The sequence below is a fragment of the Streptomyces pratensis genome (assembly GCF_016804005.1).
GTDB classification, from domain to species: Bacteria; Actinomycetota; Actinomycetes; order Streptomycetales; family Streptomycetaceae; genus Streptomyces; species Streptomyces pratensis_A.
In genome coordinates, this window is record NZ_CP051486.1 from 8203505 (window position 1) to 8217784 (window position 14280).

The window sequence follows — 14280 nt, forward strand, 5'->3', positions numbered from 1 at the left end:
GAGCCCAGAGATCGACCCCGCAGGAAGCCGACGGACCGAACCTGCGGGAAGCCCGGGACGAGGCCACCCACGGTCCGGATCCGCTACAGCGTGCGCAGCAGCACCACCGGCTGCTCCACGCAGTCGGCCACGTACCGCAGGAATCCGCCTGCCGTACCGCCGTCGCAGACCCGATGGTCGAAGGTGAGCGAGAGCTGGACGACCTGGCGGACCGCCAGCTCGCCTTCGTGCACCCAGGGCTTGGGCACGATCCGCCCCACGCCGAGCATGGCTGCCTCCGGGTGGTTGATGATGGGCGTCGAACCGTCGACGCCGAACACCCCGTAGTTGTTCAGCGTGAACGTCCCACCGGTGAGCTGCGCCGGCGTCAGCCGCCCGTCCCGGGCCGCCTCGGTCAGCCGCGTGATCTCCGCCCCGACCGATTCCACGTTCCGCGTGTGCGCGTCCCGTACCACCGGAACCACCAAGCCGCGCTCCGTCTGGGCGGCGAAGCCCAGATGGACCTCGGGAAGCCGCACGATCTCCCGCGCTTCGGCATCCACCGTCGAATTCAGCTCGGGGAACCGTGCCAGAGCCGCCGTGCAGATGCGTGCCAGCAGAGCGAGCACCGACACCTTCGCCCCTGTGGCGGAGCCGTGGGCGTTCATGGCGGCCCGTGCTGCCATCAGTGCGGTGGCATCGGCATCGACCCAGCATGTGGCATCTGGGATCTCCCGCCGACTGCGAGACAGCTTCTCGGCGACCGCGCCCCGGACCCCGCGCAGGGCGATCCGCTCGGACGACTTGTCAGGCTCCGGCCGGGCCGCCGGGGCCGCGCCGAAAGCAGGCTCCTCGCCCACGGCCCTGATCGCGGACTCCACATCGGTACGCAGAATCAGCCCGTCCCGTCCCGTACCTGCGATCTGCCGGAGATCGAGACCATGCTGCCGGGCGAGCTTCCGGACCAGAGGGGAAATGACGGCGACGGGCCCCTCCGGCTCGGTCACTCCCAGGACCGGAGCGGCGCTCGGCACCGGCTCCGAGGCCGGAACTGCGGCCGAGACCGAAGCTGTGGCCGAGCCGGAAGCTGCGGCCGAGACCGGGACCGGTACCTGAGCAGGCCTGACCCGGCGTCTCCGCGCGGCGGGTGCGCCGGTCCCGTAGCCGACCAGCACATTGCCGGAGCCGCTCTCGCTGCCGTCTCCGGAGGACCTGTCGGAAGCCCTGTGCCCCGTCGTCGGCTCCACCGACCCGACTGCCACGGTCAGCAGCGGTGCGCCGACCGGGAGCTCCGCGCCCTCCTCGCCGAATCGTGCTGTAACGACGCCCCCGTAAGGACAGGGCACCTCGACCATCGCCTTGGCCGTCTCGACCTCGACCACCGGCTGGTCGACCGCGACGACGTCGCCGACCTCGACCAGCCAGCGCACGACCTCGGCTTCGGTCAGGCCTTCGCCCAGGTCCGGCAGCTTGAATTCGAGTACCTGCGCCATCAGCTCCCGGCCTCCCACTGAAGACGGGCAACCGCGTCGAGCACTCGGTCCACGCCCGGCAGATGGTGCCGCTCCTGCATGGGCGGCGGGTAGGGGATGTCGAACCCGGCGACGCGCAGGACCGGTGCCTCCAGGTGGTGGAAGCACCGCTCGGTGACCCGCGCCGCGATCTCACCGCCCGGTCCGCCGAAGCCGGACGACTCATGGACGACCACCGCCCGCCCGGTGCGGCGGACCGATGCGGCGACGGTCTCGTCGTCGAAGGGCACGAGCGACCGAAGGTCGACCACCTCCAGATCCCATCCCTCGGCCGTGGCGGCCTCGGCTGCCTCCAGGCACACCGGGAGAGACGGCCCGTAGGTGATCAGGGTCGCGCTGCGCCCGGGGCGCCGGACCACGGCGCGCCCGATCGGCTCGACCCGGGCCGGCGCGTCCGGCGACCAGTCGGCCTTGGACCAGTAGAGCCTCTTCGGCTCCAGGAAGACCACCGGGTCGTCGGAGGCGATCGACTCCCTCAGCAGCCCGTACGCGTCGTCGACCGTTGCCGGCATCACGACATGCAGGCCGGGAGTCGCCATGTAGTACGCCTCGGAGGAATCGCTGTGGTGCTCGACCCCGCCGATCCCTCCGCCGTACGGCACCCGCACCGTGATGGGCAGCGGCATCGCGCCACCCGTCCGGTTCCGCATCTTGGCGACATGGCTGACCAACTGCTCGAACGCCGGATACGCGAAGGCGTCGAACTGCATCTCCACCACGGGCCGCAGTCCGTACATCGCCATGCCCACGGCCGCGCCGAGGATCCCCGCCTCGGCCAGCGGCGTGTCCGTGCAGCGGTCGTCGCCGAACTCCTTCGCCAGTCCGTCGGTGACGCGGAAAACTCCTCCGAGCGTGCCGACGTCCTCCCCCAGGACGTGCACCGTCGGATCCTCCGCCATCGAGTCGCGCAGCGCCCGACCGAGTGCCTGAGCCATCGTGGCCGGTCTGGCCCTGCCCGTCCGTTCACCGGCCGTCGCTGCAACGGTGGTCATCGCCCCTCCTCCGCGCCGCTCTCGTCGCCCGGGCCGTGCTCTGCGTCCAGCTCGCTCCGCAGCAGTGCCGCCTGCTCGTGGAGTTGGCCGGTCTGTTCCTCGTAGACATGGGCGAACAGATCCATGGGGTCGAGCACCGGATCGGCGTTCATCTGCTCCCGCAGCCCCTCCGCCATCCGTTCCGCCGCCGCCCGCACCGTCTCGATGCCGTCCTCGTCCAGCAGGCCACGCGCGGTCAGTTCCCGTTCGAGAAGCCTGATCGGATCATGTGCGCGCCACACCTCGACCTCGCTGTCGCCGCGGTAGCGGGTGGCGTCGTCGGCGTTCGTATGGGCGTCCATGCGGTACGTGACCGCCTCGACCAGTGTCGGGCCCCCACCGCGCCTGGCCCTGGCCACCGCCTCGCTCAGCACCTGGTGCATCGCGGGCGCGTCGTTGCCGTCGACCAGGCGTCCCGGCATCCCGTACCCCACGGCCTTGTGCGCGAGGGACGGAGCCGCGGTCTGCTTGGCCAGTGGCACGGAGATCGCGAAGCCGTTGTTCTGTACGAGGAACACGACCGGGGCCCGCCAGACTGCCGCGAAATTCAGCGCCTCGTGGAAATCGCCCTCGCTCGTCCCGCCGTCGCCGACCATCGCGAGAGCGACCACGTCGTCGCCCTTCAGGCGCGCCGCGTGCGCCAGGCCGACGGCATGCGGCAACTGGGTGGCCAGAGGGGTGCACAGTGGGGCGATTCGGTGCTCACGCGGGTCGTACCCAGTGTGTCTGTCCCCGCGCAGCAATGTCAGCGCCTCGACCGGGTCCAGTCCACGCGCCACCGCGGCGAGGGTGTCGCGGTAGCTGGGAAAGAGCCAGTCCCGGTCCTCCAGCACGAGCGCCGCGGCGATCTCAGCGGCTTCCTGACCGGTGCTCGACGGGTACACCGCGAGCCTGCCCTGCTTGGTCAGTGCGGTGGCCTGAGCGTTGTACCGGCGACCGCGCACCAGCTCTGCGTAGAGCCTGAGCAGCAGCTCGGGGTCCGCGCCGGCCGCGGCTTCCGTACCGAGCACGCGGTACGGCTCGGAGTCCGGGAGCAGCGGCGCGGGATCGGTGAGCGGCTTCCAGGCCGGGGGCGGCGTGGGCCGGTAGGCGGCTGCGCCGGGCAGCTCCTGGACCGTCATGACAAGCACCTCCTGGCATCGAGATGTATCGAGGTCATCGAAATCTGCAGGTATGTCGAGGCGTGAGCAGGGCACGGCGTGGTGTGCCTCACCTACCGATTGTTCGGTCGTGGGCGCAATTTGGCTACAGGCACCTTCAGCCTGTGGACAAACGGTTCTCCACAGCCTGGGATAGGTGCAGGTCGTCCACAACAGGGAGGCGCGGGCAGATGCCGGCTGAACAAATGGCCGATGCGAGCGGGGAGCCCGTACGTACTCCGCCCGCACGGCCGCTGGATTCCACCGACCACGCGATCCTGCGCATCCTCCAGACGGACGGCCGCGCCTCGATACGGGCCGTCGCGGAACGTGTCCATGTCTCACGGGCCAACGCGTACGCCCGGATCAACAGGCTCGTCGAGGACGGCGTGATCCGCGGCTTCAGCGCACGCGTGAATCACGAACGGGCGGGACAGGCCGCCTCCGCCTACATCACGCTCAAGATCGTCCAGAACTCTTGGCGCACCGTGCGCGAACAGCTCCAGGCACTCCCGGGTGCCACCCACATCGCACTGGTCAGCGGCGACTTCGACGTCCTGCTCCTGGTACACACCCCGGACAACCAGGCGCTGCGCGAGCTGGTCCTGACCAGGATCCAGGCCATACCCGAGGTGCTGTCCACCCGCACCCTGCTGGTGTTCGAGGAGACCGACCTGGGCCCGCGTCCGGACCGCCCGGCCGAGCTCGCCTAGGGCTCCTCGTCCCGGGTCAGCCGGCCCGCATCCCTTCGAAGGCGAGCTGGACGACCGTGTCGGCAAGCTGCTCCGCCTCCGCGGAGCCGCCCGGCTGCGGGCGGTACCACTCGACCAGCGAGTTCACCATGCCGAAGAGCAGCCGGGTCGCAAGGCGTATGTCCACGTCCGCGCGGAGGTCCCCCTCCTCCACCGCGGCCTTGAGCAGCTCGGACACCCGCTGGTCGAACTCGCGGCGACGCTCCAGCGCCCAGCGCTCCGTCTTGGTGTTGCCTCGTACGCGCAGCAGCAGAGTGACGTACGGCAACTCCGCCATGAGCACCTCGACCGTGCGGCGCGTGACGTATTCGACCCGGGCGATCGCCCGCCCCTGTATCGCCCCGGTCTCGCCGAGGATGCCGAAGAGACCGTCGAGCGCCCGGCTCACCGCACGCCTCAGAAGCTCCTCCTTGCCCGCCACATGGTGGTAGATGGACGACTTGGAGATGCCCGCCGCCTTGGAAAGGTGCTCCATGGACGTGCCGTCGTAGCCGCGCTCGTTGAAAACACGGACGGCAACGGACAGGAGTGTTTCCGGGGTGTACGTGTCCCGCTTGGCCGTGGTCATGACCGCGATCCTCCCCCATGAGTTGTCCACAGGTTCCCTGGGGCCCCTTGTCCCGACCGATCGTTCGGTTACTCTAACTCCGTCAGCACGTCCCTGCCCGGCTCGTCGAGGAGTTGGTCCGTCATGGCCGCCGAGCTTTCCCCCGAGAAGCTGTCCGAGATCCACCGCCCGACGCTCGACCAGGCCCTCGATGCGATCCGCACACGCGCCTACTGGTCCCCGCATCCCGAGCACCCGAAGGCCTACGGCGAGGGAGGCATTCCCGGCAGCCTCGGCGCTGCCGAGGGAAAGGCCGCGTTCGACGCCGTGCTCAACACCCGGCTGGATCTCGGCCAGCCCGGCACCGACGGCTGGACGGGCGGAGAGCTCTCGCCGTACGGGCCGGAGCTCGGCGTCGAGTATCCGCATGCCGACCCGGACATCCTGCTTCCCGCCATGAGTGCCGCCATGGGCTCCTGGCGCGCGGCAGGGCCCGAGACCAGGGCCTTGGTCTGCCTGGAGATCCTCGCCCGGATCAGCGCCCGTACCCACGAGCTGGCGCACGCGGTGATGCATACCAGCGGGCAGGCGTTCGTGATGGCATTCCAGGCGGGCGGCCCGCACGCCCAGGACCGCGGCCTGGAGGCCGTGGCATACGCCTACGAGGAACAGACGCGGACGCCGCGCAGCGCCGACTGGTCGAAGCCCCAGGGAAAGCGCGACCCGCTGCAGCTGCACAAGTCGTACACGGCGGCCGGGCGCGGCATCTCTCTGCTGATCGGCTGCAACACCTTCCCCACGTGGAACGGCTATCCGGGCCTCTTCGCCTCGCTCGCGACCGGCAATCCCGTCCTGGTCAAGCCGCACCCACGGGCGGTTCTTCCGCTGGCCCTCACCGTCCAGCTGGCGCGCGAGGCGCTGGCCGAGGCGGGTTTCGACCCGAACCTCGTCGCCCTGGCGGCCGAGCAGCCCGGCGAGGGCATCGCCAAGACTCTCGCGGTACGACCCGAAATCAGGATCATCGACTACACGGGTTCCACGGCCTTCGGCGACTGGCTGGAGACCAACGCCCGGCAGGCCCAGGTCTACACGGAGAAGGCGGGCGTCAACACGATCGTCCTCGACTCCACCGACAACTACCGGGGCATGCTCTCGAACCTGGCGTTCTCGCTCTCCCTCTACAGCGGCCAGATGTGCACCACCCCGCAGAATCTGCTCATCCCCCGCGACGGCATCACGACCGACGCGGGCGCCAAGTCCTACGAGGACGTGGTGGCGGACATCGCCGAAGCGGTGACGGGCCTCCTCGGTGACGACGCCCGGGCCAACGGGCTGCTCGGCGCCCTGGTGAATCCGGACGTGAAGGCCCGGCTGGAAGGAGCCGCGGCCCTGGGTGACGTCGCACTCGCCTCGCGCCCGGTGGTCAACCCCGACTTCCCCGACGCCGTGGTCCGCACGCCGGTGCTCGTGAAACTCGACGGCACCAAGAAGGACGACGGGGCGGCCTATTTCTCGGAGTGCTTCGGCCCGGTCTCGTTCGCGGTCGCCGTCGACTCGACCGCTGACGCTGTGGACCTGCTGCGCCGCACCGTCCGCGAGAAGGGCGCGATGACCGTAGGCGCCTACACGACCTCCCCCGAAGTGGAACGGGCGGTGGAAGACGTCTGCTTCGACGAATCGGCTCAGCTCTCGCTGAATCTCACCGGCGGCGTGTACGTCAACCAGACCGCCGCCTTTTCCGACTTCCATGGCTCTGGAGGCAATCCGGCGGCCAACGCGGCCCTCTGCGACGGGGCGTTCGTGTCCAACCGTTTCCGGGTGGTGGAGGTCCGCCGCCAGGCCTGAGCCCGGGCCGGCTCTGACCTGTGACGCCTGACAAAACCGGTGGAGCGGGGATCCGCTCCACCGGATCATCCGTCGCGCGGATCCGGAATGTCCGCGTAGCGCTGCACCCAGGCGTGCATGGCGATGGCAGCGGCCGCGCCGGCGTTGATCGACCGCGTCGAGCCGAACTGCGCGATCGAGCACACCATCGAGGCGTGCTTGCGCGCTTCCTCCGTCAGCCCCGGTCCCTCCTGTCCGAACAGCAGCACACAGCGGCGTGGCAGGTCCGTCCGCTCCAGCGGCACGGCACCGGGAAGATTGTCGATCCCGATGATCGGCAGTGCCTCGGCCTCCGCCCAGGCGGTCAGGTCGGCCGTGTCCGGGTGGTGCCGGACGTGCTGGTAGCGGTCGGTGACCATCGCGCCCCGCCTGTTCCAGCGTCGCCGGCCCACGATGTGGATCTCCTTCGCGAGAAAGGCATTGGCGGTGCGCACCACCGATCCGATATTGAAGTCGTGGCCCCAGTTCTCCACCGCCACGTGGAAGTCGTGCCGACGCAGATCCAGATCGGCGACGATCGCCTCCCGCGTCCAGTACCGGTAGGAGTCGCCGACATTGCGCCGGTCACCGTGGGCAAGGAGTTCCGGATCGTAGCGCTCCCCCTCGGGCCAGGGCAGCGGGTGCGGCCCGACGCCGATCACGGCGCCATACCCCTCGTCGTACTGGATCGGTTCCGCGGTGGGATCGGGCGTGGCCGCCTCACGGGGCTCTTCTGTACTGCCGGTCTCGCTGGTCACCCGACGAGCGTATGGCCACTGCCACCGCCGCCGCGCGCGGCCTCCTCGTCGACCGTCCCCATCCGGCGCTGCCCGGGGAGCCGGATCCTGCCCACCGTCCGGGAGAGCAGGCGCTGCCGGCCCTGCGAGACCGTGTGTCCCAGCCACACCAGGAAGACCGTCGGCAGGAAGACGGCATCGGCGGCGATCATCGCCATGGAGAAGAAGGGAAGCCCGAGCAGGACGGAGATCCCGGCGTGCTCGCCGATCATGATGACCAGCAGGACGTTCTTGACCCGCCGGTTGAAGAGCGTGAACGGGAAGGCGACCTGCACGATCACCGTGGCATACGTCAGCACCATGACCGCCAGGGCGCTGGATGCGATGAGACCGGAGAGCTCGGGCCACGGGGTGAAGTAGTCCAGCTTGAGCGGGTAGTAGATCGCGGTGCCGTCCTGCCAGCGGGACCCCTGGATCTTGTACCAGCCGGCGGTCGCGTAGATCAGACACACCTCGGCCATGATCACGAAAAGAGCCGCGTTGTGGGCGAGGTTGGCCAGGACGTCGGACAGGACGCGCAGCTCATGGTCCGGCGCGTGGCGGTTCAGGACCCACCAGACGCCGTTCCCCAGCCACAGCACCCATAGGAGGGAAGGCAGCCACCACGTGCCACCGAGTCCTCCCATGACGGTGGCGGGCAGGAGAACACAGCCGAGCACCACCCACAGGGCCGGCCCCGCGACGTCGCGGGCCGGGCGGTATCCCTCCGCGAGACGAGCGGCGTCCCGCGACGCGCGGCGCGCGTCCAGGGACCAGACCCGCGCACAACGGGTCAGCACCAGATAGACCGCCATCAGGTGAATGACGTTGTCGCCGCCGTCACCCATGAAGATGCTGCGGTTCTGCAGGGAGAGCACCCCGGTCATGAACAGGACGGACGTGGCCCGGGTCCGCCAGCCGGTCATCAGCAGCGCGGCCGACACCAGCGTGAGCGCGTACACGGTCTCGAACCAGAGCGTGCCGTCCGACCACATCAGGGCAGTGAAGGCGTCGTTGTTGGCGATCAGCCGACGCGCCATGTCCCAGCTCCACGGGCCGTCCGGGCCGTACAGCTCGTGACGGTGGGGCAGCTCCCGCAGAAGGAACAGCAGATAGGTCGCGGAGACTCCGATCCGGACCACGGCACTCTGGTAGGCGCCGAGGGGCGAGGCCGTGACGCGTTGGATGACGCCGGCGAGCGAGCGCCCGGCCGTTCCGGCGCCCTGACGGACCGGGGCTGGGGCCCTCATCCCTCCGCCTTCCCGGCCTGCGGGTTCCGGGCCTGCGGGTTCCCGGCCTCCGCCTTCCCGGCCTGCGAGGCCTGATCGGCCACGTCCGCCGCTGGGAGGTCTGACGGGGTGACGGTCCACCACGGAAGCTCCTTGTACTCCGGCCGGGTACTGATCTTCTCGTCGCTCCACGTCGGAGCCCCGACGGAACGTACGGATGACCGCACCTGGATGCGCTCGACCGTGCCGCCGTAGCCGTACTCGGCGAGGCGCAGCATGACGATGCGGCGGATATAGCGCTCGGAGAGCTCACCGCGCAGACCGTTGGGGCGGCTCTCGCTGTCATGGGACCCGCTGTAGAAGTCCCATGCGCGGCGCAGCTCGTTCTGGTCTACGTGGCTGGGGAGGAGACTGCCGCGTATCGACTCGCCGTCGTCGCGCGAGAGATTCATCCAGCGGGTGATCCTGCTGCCGTCGGCACCGTTGTCGGCGAGCTCGGCCCGCACGTGCACCGAGATGTTCTGCTGGAGCGGATTGGGGGCGAACAGCTTCCAGTTCTGCTCGAACTCGGGGAAGACCCAGTCATCGACCACTTCGCCATGCTGCTTCGTCAGCGTGTTCGACGGTGCGACGTGCAGAAAGATCATGGCAACGTGCGCGCAGGCCAGCAGCCCTATGACGGACAGCGCCAGCGCCGCGGCGATCTGGTACGGGAGCGAGAGCGCGGCCATGCCTCCGCCCTGGCGGCGTCCTGCCGATCCGGGTACGGGCCCGGAGGCGGTGTCACCCGGCGCCGCGTCGGTCTGGCCCGGAGGAATGCCCGACCCGGCCTCCGATATCACGTCCGGTATCGCAGGATCGTCCCCCGCGGCCTGATCCGGGCGGTCCGTAACACCGGGCCAAGCGAGCTTCTTCTCGTTTCCGGTGCCCCCACCGTGGTCCGCGTCCATCCCGCCCCGATCACCGTCGATCACCACTCAGTTATCCACAGGGTTGACACCCTACGGGCCTCCGACTCACCATTGAAGCCGAGGGACCGAACGATCGGTCGGTAGGGAGCCCGGGATGGCGGCAGTGACTGCGGACCAGACGACGCAGGGAACGGCGGGCACGGCGGACGAGGCAGAAGCGGAGCGTCTCGCGGCGTTCGACCACGCCGTGGCCGCCGACGACCGGATCGAGCCGCGGGACTGGATGCCCGACGCCTACCGCGCCTCTCTGATCCGCCAGATGGCCCAGCACGCACATTCCGAGATCATCGGTATGCAGCCCGAAGCCAACTGGATCTCACGGGCACCGTCACTGCGCCGCAAGGCCATCCTGATGGCCAAGGTGCAGGACGAGGCGGGGCACGGCCTCTATCTGTACAGCGCGGCGGAGACGCTGGGGACGAGCCGCGAAGAGCTCCTGGACAAACTGCACGCCGGAAGGCAGCGCTATTCCTCGATCTTCAACTACCCCACGCTGACCTGGGCGGACGTGGGTGCGATCGGCTGGCTGGTGGACGGCGCCGCGATCACCAACCAGGTGCCGCTCTGCCGCTGCTCCTACGGCCCGTACGCGCGGGCGATGGTCCGGATCTGCAAAGAGGAATCCTTCCACCAGCGCCAGGGGTACGAGCTGCTGCTCGCCCTCAGCCGGGGCACCCCTGCCCAGCACGAAATGGCGCAGGACGCGGTGAACCGCTGGTGGTGGCCCTCCTTGATGATGTTCGGGCCACCCGACGACGCCTCGGCGCATTCGGCACAGTCGATGGCCTGGAAGATCAAACGACACTCCAACGACGAGCTGCGCCGCCGCTTCGTCGATATCTGTGTACCGCAGGCACAAGCACTGGGGCTTGCCCTCCCCGACCCCGACATCCGGTGGAACGAGGAGCTCGGTCAGCACGACTACGGAGAGATCGACTGGACCGAGTTCCAGGAAGTCCTCAAGGGCAACGGCCCCTGCAACGAACAACGACTCACCCAGCGCCGCACGGCTCACGAGAAAGGCGCGTGGGTCCGCGAAGCGGCAGCGGCATACGCAGACAAGCACGCGGCCCGGCCCGGTACAGCCGGAGCGGCCGCCCAGCCCGTGGAGGCGACCGCATGAGCAGCTCGACCGACTGGCCTCTGTGGGAGGTGTTCGTACGCTCCAGGCGCGGACTGTCCCACACCCACGCGGGAAGCCTGCACGCACCGGACGCCGAGATGGCCCTGCGCAACGCCCGCGACCTGTACACGCGCCGCTCGGAAGGCGTGTCCCTCTGGGTGGTCCCCTCGACCGAGATCACCGCCTCCTCGCCGGACGAGAAGGACTCGTTCTTCGAACCCGCCGGGGACAAGCCCTACCGACACCCCACGTTCTACGAGATCCCTGAAGGGGTGAAGCACCTGTGAACGCGGCCCTCGCCCTCGGCGACGACGCACTGGTGCTCTCGCACCGGCTGGGGGAGTGGGCAGGCCACGCCCCGGTACTGGAGGAGGAGGTGGCTCTGGCCAACATCGCCCTGGATCTGCTGGGGCAGGCCAGATTGCTTCTCTCGTTCGTGGGTGACGAGGACCAGCTGGCCTACCTCCGTGAGGAGCGGGCATTCCGCAACGTCCAGCTGGTGGAGCAGCCGAACGGCGATTTCGCCCACACCATCGCCCGCCAGTTGTACTTCTCCGTCTACCAGCACCTGTTGTACGAGGAGCTGGCAGCCGGGGAGGGCGAGTTCGCGGATCTCGCGGCCAAGGCCGTCAAGGAGGTCGCCTACCACCGTGACCACGCGGAGCAGTGGGTCCTGCGGCTCGGCGACGGAACCACGGAAAGCCATGAGCGTATGCAACTCGCCCTGGACGCCCTGTGGCGGTTCAGCGGCGAGCTGTTCGAGCCCGTCGAGGGAGTCGACATCGACTTCAACACCCTGCGCGACAGCTGGCTGGCGGCCGTCACCTCCGTGGTGGATCGGGCCACGCTGGCCCTCCCGTCAGGGCCGCAGTCCGGGGCCTGGGCGGCAGGAGCGGGCCGTCAGGGCCTGCACACGGAGCCGTTCGGGCGGATGCTCGCCGAGATGCAGCATCTGCACCGCAGTCATCCGGGGGCATCGTGGTGACCACCGAGACCCCCCTGGAGGCGGAGCTCCGCCGGCTGGCGGGCGCTGTGCCCGACCCCGAGCTGCCCGTCCTCACTCTGGACGAGCTCGGCGTGCTTCGCGGTGTGCGGGTGGACGGTCCGGACAAGGTCACCGTGCGGCTCACGCCGACGTACACGGGCTGCCCGGCCATCGAAGCCATGTCCGCCGACATCAGACGCGTGCTGCACGATCGGGGAGTCGCGGAGGTGTCCGTGGTCACGGTCCTCGCCCCTGCCTGGTCGACGGACGACATCAGCGATGAAGGGCGTCGCAAGCTCGCGGAGTTCGGCATAGCACCGCCTCGCCCGGGCGGGGGCCAGGAAGGGCCGGTGCCTCTGACGCTCTCGGTGCGCTGCCCGCACTGCGGTTCCACCGACACGGAACTGCTCAGCCGGTTCTCCTCCACGGCGTGCAAGGCGTTGCGCCGCTGTGTGGAGTGCCGCGAACCGTTCGACCACTTCAAGGAGTTGTAGATGTTCCATCCGCTCCGGGTCAGCGCGATCGAACGGCTCACGGACGACGCGGTGGCCGTCACGTTCGCCGTACCGGCCGATCTACGCGAGACCTTCCGCCACACTCCCGGCCAGCACCTGAACGTGCGCTACCGCGTCGATGGCGAGGAGATCCGAAGGTCGTACTCCATCTGCGCAGCTGTTGCCGAAGAACCGGGCGACCCCTTGATGCGGGTGGGGATCCGTATGGTCGACGGCGGAGCGTTCTCGACGTACGCCCTCAAGGAGCTGGCCGTCGGAGACCAGGTGGAGGCGATGGCTCCGATGGGCCGCTTCGTCCTGGACCCGCGACCGGGGCACTTCGCCGCGATCGTCGGAGGCAGCGGCATCACACCTGTGCTCTCGATGGCGGCGACGCTGCTGGCACGGGAGCCCTTGGCCCGCTTCTGTCTGATCCGCAGCGACCGGACAGCAGCGTCGACGATGTTCCTCGACGAGGTGGCGGACCTCAAGGACCGCTATCCCGACCGCTTCCAGCTGGTTACGGCGCTGTCCCGGGAGGAGCAGGCTGCCGGGCTCCCGTCCGGCAGGCTCGACCAGGAGCGGCTCGCCGCGCTGCTGCCGGCGCTGTTGTCGGTGCCCGATGTGGACGGCTGGTTCCTGTGCGGGCCTCTCGGCCTCGTCCGAGGGGCGGAGGACGCGTTGCGCGCACTCGGCGCCGACCGGTCGCGCATCCACCAGGAAATCTTCCACGTCGCCGACGAAGCGACGGCTCCTCCGACGACGCCCCGGGTCGACGCACCGTCGGAGAGCAGGCTCACGGCGACACTCGACGGGCGGTCGGGCAGTTGGCCGGTCCTCGACGGCGAATCGCTGCTGGACACGGTGCTGCGAAGCCGCTCGGACGCTCCGTACGCCTGCAAGGGGGGAGTGTGCGGGACCTGCCGGGCCTTCCTCGTCTCGGGCGAGGTGCGGATGGACCGCAATTTCGCGCTCGAACCGGAAGAGACCGGGGCCGGCTTCGTGCTCGCCTGCCAGTCGCACCCCCTCACCCCGGAGGTCGAGCTCGACTTCGACCGCTGACAAGCCGCGCCCTACCCTGCCGTCCCCGGACACTCTGCCGAGGGGCCCCGGTGTAGGCCCTCGCCCTGTGCACAATCGCCCCGCATGCTCCCCTGTGCCAACGACACCGTCCGTGAGGCCGATTCGGCCGCGAACCCCATGGCGGACGGCAGTCAAGGCACACGGGGGGCGAGTCGCACGGCAGGAACGAGCACGACGAGATCGCACGACAGCGACAACGCACGACAGCCAGGACGCTCAGCAGCCGCCAGGACGCACAGCAGCCGCCGAGCAGCAGCCAGGACTCTCAGCAGCCGCCGAGCAGCTGGTCCTGAACCTGCCCGGGCCGACGAGTCCGGTTGAACGTCACTGCGTCAGCGCTGCGGCGTACCACGGCGACCGCAGAAGTCACAGGTGCGATCCTCCTGCAGCGACGAAGGCGGTGCTGTGCGAGCCGTCAGAGGACGAAAGCCGAGCTCCCGTTGTCCGCGACCATCGGGCGACCGGCACCGTCCCAGGCCTGCATGCCGCCGTCGATGTTCACAGCGTCGATGCCCTGCTGCACCAGGTACTGAGTGACCTGGGCAGACCGGCCTCCGACCCGGCACATCACATGCACGCGCCGGCCGTCGTCGGCCGCTTCGGTCAGCTCGCCGAAGCGGCCGACGAAGTCACTCATCGGAATGTGCAGCGCGCCCTCGACATGCCCGGCTGCCCACTCGTCGTCCTCCCGGACGTCCAGCACAAAGCCGTCCGACGGAACCGCCGCGGCGTCCACCGAGGGCAGCGGAGCGAAATTCATGGGAATGCCTTCTCTC

Annotated in this window: 15 protein-coding genes; 7 read left to right on the forward strand and 8 right to left on the reverse strand. The window is 69.4% G+C overall.

The features are described 5' to 3' along the window. Nucleotides 1–83: 83 nt before the first annotated feature. From HED23_RS34550 to pdhA, 3 genes are read right to left on the reverse strand one after another with little or no spacing between them, the layout of a single operon-like run. Complete coding sequence (locus tag HED23_RS34550) at nucleotides 84–1472, reverse strand: dihydrolipoamide acetyltransferase family protein (protein ID WP_203187236.1); 1389 nt, start codon at nucleotides 1470–1472, stop codon at nucleotides 84–86. Beyond that, complete coding sequence (locus HED23_RS34555) at nucleotides 1472–2503, reverse strand: alpha-ketoacid dehydrogenase subunit beta (protein ID WP_203187237.1); 1032 nt, start codon at nucleotides 2501–2503, stop codon at nucleotides 1472–1474. Before HED23_RS34555 ends, HED23_RS34550 begins: the two co-directional genes overlap by 1 nt. Then, complete coding sequence (pdhA, locus tag HED23_RS34560) at nucleotides 2500–3663, reverse strand: pyruvate dehydrogenase (acetyl-transferring) E1 component subunit alpha (RefSeq protein ID WP_203187238.1); 1164 nt, start codon at nucleotides 3661–3663, stop codon at nucleotides 2500–2502. The genes HED23_RS34555 and pdhA overlap by 4 nt, the downstream gene beginning before the upstream one ends. Before the next feature lie 209 nt (nucleotides 3664–3872). Between pdhA and HED23_RS34565 the strand changes: the two genes are divergently transcribed. After that, entirely contained in the window at nucleotides 3873–4394 is a 522-nt protein-coding gene (locus HED23_RS34565; RefSeq protein WP_203187239.1) for an Lrp/AsnC family transcriptional regulator, read from the forward strand. Nucleotides 4395–4410: 16 nt separating this feature from the next. Here the strand turns inward: HED23_RS34565 and HED23_RS34570 are convergent, their stop codons facing one another. Continuing rightward, nucleotides 4411–5001, reverse strand: a complete 591-nt coding sequence (locus tag HED23_RS34570) for a TetR/AcrR family transcriptional regulator (RefSeq protein WP_203187240.1) — start codon at nucleotides 4999–5001, stop codon at nucleotides 4411–4413. A 123-nt stretch (nucleotides 5002–5124) separates the two neighbouring features. Here HED23_RS34570 and paaN point away from each other — a divergent pair, with 123 nt between their 5' ends. Continuing rightward, nucleotides 5125–6825, forward strand: a complete 1701-nt coding sequence (gene paaN, locus HED23_RS34575; RefSeq protein WP_203187241.1) for a phenylacetic acid degradation protein PaaN — start codon at nucleotides 5125–5127, stop codon at nucleotides 6823–6825. Nucleotides 6826–6890: 65 nt separating this feature from the next. Here the strand turns inward: paaN and HED23_RS34580 are convergent, their stop codons facing one another. From HED23_RS34580 to HED23_RS34590, 3 genes are read right to left on the reverse strand one after another with little or no spacing between them, the layout of a single operon-like run. Then, the gene (locus HED23_RS34580; protein WP_203187242.1) at nucleotides 6891–7601 is read right to left on the reverse strand and encodes a TrmH family RNA methyltransferase; all 711 of its coding nucleotides are present in this window, start codon (nucleotides 7599–7601) and stop codon (nucleotides 6891–6893) included. Beyond that, nucleotides 7598–8869: an HTTM domain-containing protein gene (locus HED23_RS34585; protein WP_203187243.1), complete on the reverse strand. Its 1272-nt coding sequence runs from the start codon at nucleotides 8867–8869 to the stop codon at nucleotides 7598–7600. The genes HED23_RS34580 and HED23_RS34585 overlap by 4 nt, the downstream gene beginning before the upstream one ends. Then, entirely contained in the window at nucleotides 8866–9798 is a 933-nt protein-coding gene (locus HED23_RS34590; RefSeq protein ID WP_203187762.1) for a DUF5819 family protein, read from the reverse strand. The genes HED23_RS34585 and HED23_RS34590 overlap by 4 nt, the downstream gene beginning before the upstream one ends. A 115-nt stretch (nucleotides 9799–9913) precedes the next feature. Between HED23_RS34590 and paaA the strand changes: the two genes are divergently transcribed. From paaA to HED23_RS34615, 5 genes are read left to right on the forward strand one after another with little or no spacing between them, the layout of a single operon-like run. Further along, entirely contained in the window at nucleotides 9914–10942 is a 1029-nt protein-coding gene (gene paaA, locus HED23_RS34595; RefSeq protein WP_203187244.1) for a 1,2-phenylacetyl-CoA epoxidase subunit PaaA, read from the forward strand. Beyond that, nucleotides 10939–11229 (forward strand): 1,2-phenylacetyl-CoA epoxidase subunit PaaB, encoded by a 291-nt coding sequence (gene paaB, locus HED23_RS34600; protein WP_031090474.1) that lies wholly within the window; start codon nucleotides 10939–10941, stop codon nucleotides 11227–11229. Before paaA ends, paaB begins: the two co-directional genes overlap by 4 nt. Continuing rightward, nucleotides 11226–11927, forward strand: a complete 702-nt coding sequence (gene paaC / locus HED23_RS34605) for a 1,2-phenylacetyl-CoA epoxidase subunit PaaC (RefSeq protein WP_203187245.1) — start codon at nucleotides 11226–11228, stop codon at nucleotides 11925–11927. Before paaB ends, paaC begins: the two co-directional genes overlap by 4 nt. Continuing rightward, nucleotides 11924–12421 carry a 1,2-phenylacetyl-CoA epoxidase subunit PaaD gene (gene paaD, locus HED23_RS34610; RefSeq protein WP_203187246.1) on the forward strand — a complete coding sequence of 166 codons (498 nt, stop codon included), beginning with the start codon at nucleotides 11924–11926 and terminating at the stop codon, nucleotides 12419–12421. The genes paaC and paaD overlap by 4 nt, the downstream gene beginning before the upstream one ends. Next, nucleotides 12422–13483: a 2Fe-2S iron-sulfur cluster-binding protein gene (locus HED23_RS34615; RefSeq protein WP_203187247.1), complete on the forward strand. Its 1062-nt coding sequence runs from the start codon at nucleotides 12422–12424 to the stop codon at nucleotides 13481–13483. Nucleotides 13484–13919: 436 nt separating this feature from the next. Here the strand turns inward: HED23_RS34615 and HED23_RS34620 are convergent, their stop codons facing one another. Then, nucleotides 13920–14264: a rhodanese-like domain-containing protein gene (locus HED23_RS34620; protein WP_203187248.1), complete on the reverse strand. Its 345-nt coding sequence runs from the start codon at nucleotides 14262–14264 to the stop codon at nucleotides 13920–13922. Nucleotides 14265–14280 lie beyond the last annotated feature (16 nt).

Coding starts and splice junctions, on each gene's coding strand:
- HED23_RS34585 (WP_203187243.1), bottom strand. CDS start 8,869: ATGAGGGCCCCAGCCCCGGTCCGTCAGGGCGCCGGAACGGCCGGGCGC.
- HED23_RS34620 (WP_203187248.1), bottom strand. CDS start 14,264: ATGAATTTCGCTCCGCTGCCCTCGGTGGACGCCGCGGCGGTTCCGTCG.
- HED23_RS34550 (WP_203187236.1), bottom strand. CDS start 1,472: ATGGCGCAGGTACTCGAATTCAAGCTGCCGGACCTGGGCGAAGGCCTG.
- HED23_RS34590 (WP_203187762.1), bottom strand. CDS start 9,798: ATGGACGCGGACCACGGTGGGGGCACCGGAAACGAGAAGAAGCTCGCT.
- pdhA (WP_203187238.1), bottom strand. CDS start 3,663: ATGACGGTCCAGGAGCTGCCCGGCGCAGCCGCCTACCGGCCCACGCCG.
- paaN (WP_203187241.1), top strand. CDS start 5,125: ATGGCCGCCGAGCTTTCCCCCGAGAAGCTGTCCGAGATCCACCGCCCG.
- HED23_RS34570 (WP_203187240.1), bottom strand. CDS start 5,001: ATGACCACGGCCAAGCGGGACACGTACACCCCGGAAACACTCCTGTCC.
- HED23_RS34565 (WP_203187239.1), top strand. CDS start 3,873: ATGCCGGCTGAACAAATGGCCGATGCGAGCGGGGAGCCCGTACGTACT.
- paaB (WP_031090474.1), top strand. CDS start 10,939: ATGAGCAGCTCGACCGACTGGCCTCTGTGGGAGGTGTTCGTACGCTCC.
- paaA (WP_203187244.1), top strand. CDS start 9,914: ATGGCGGCAGTGACTGCGGACCAGACGACGCAGGGAACGGCGGGCACG.
- HED23_RS34555 (WP_203187237.1), bottom strand. CDS start 2,503: ATGACCACCGTTGCAGCGACGGCCGGTGAACGGACGGGCAGGGCCAGA.
- HED23_RS34615 (WP_203187247.1), top strand. CDS start 12,422: ATGTTCCATCCGCTCCGGGTCAGCGCGATCGAACGGCTCACGGACGAC.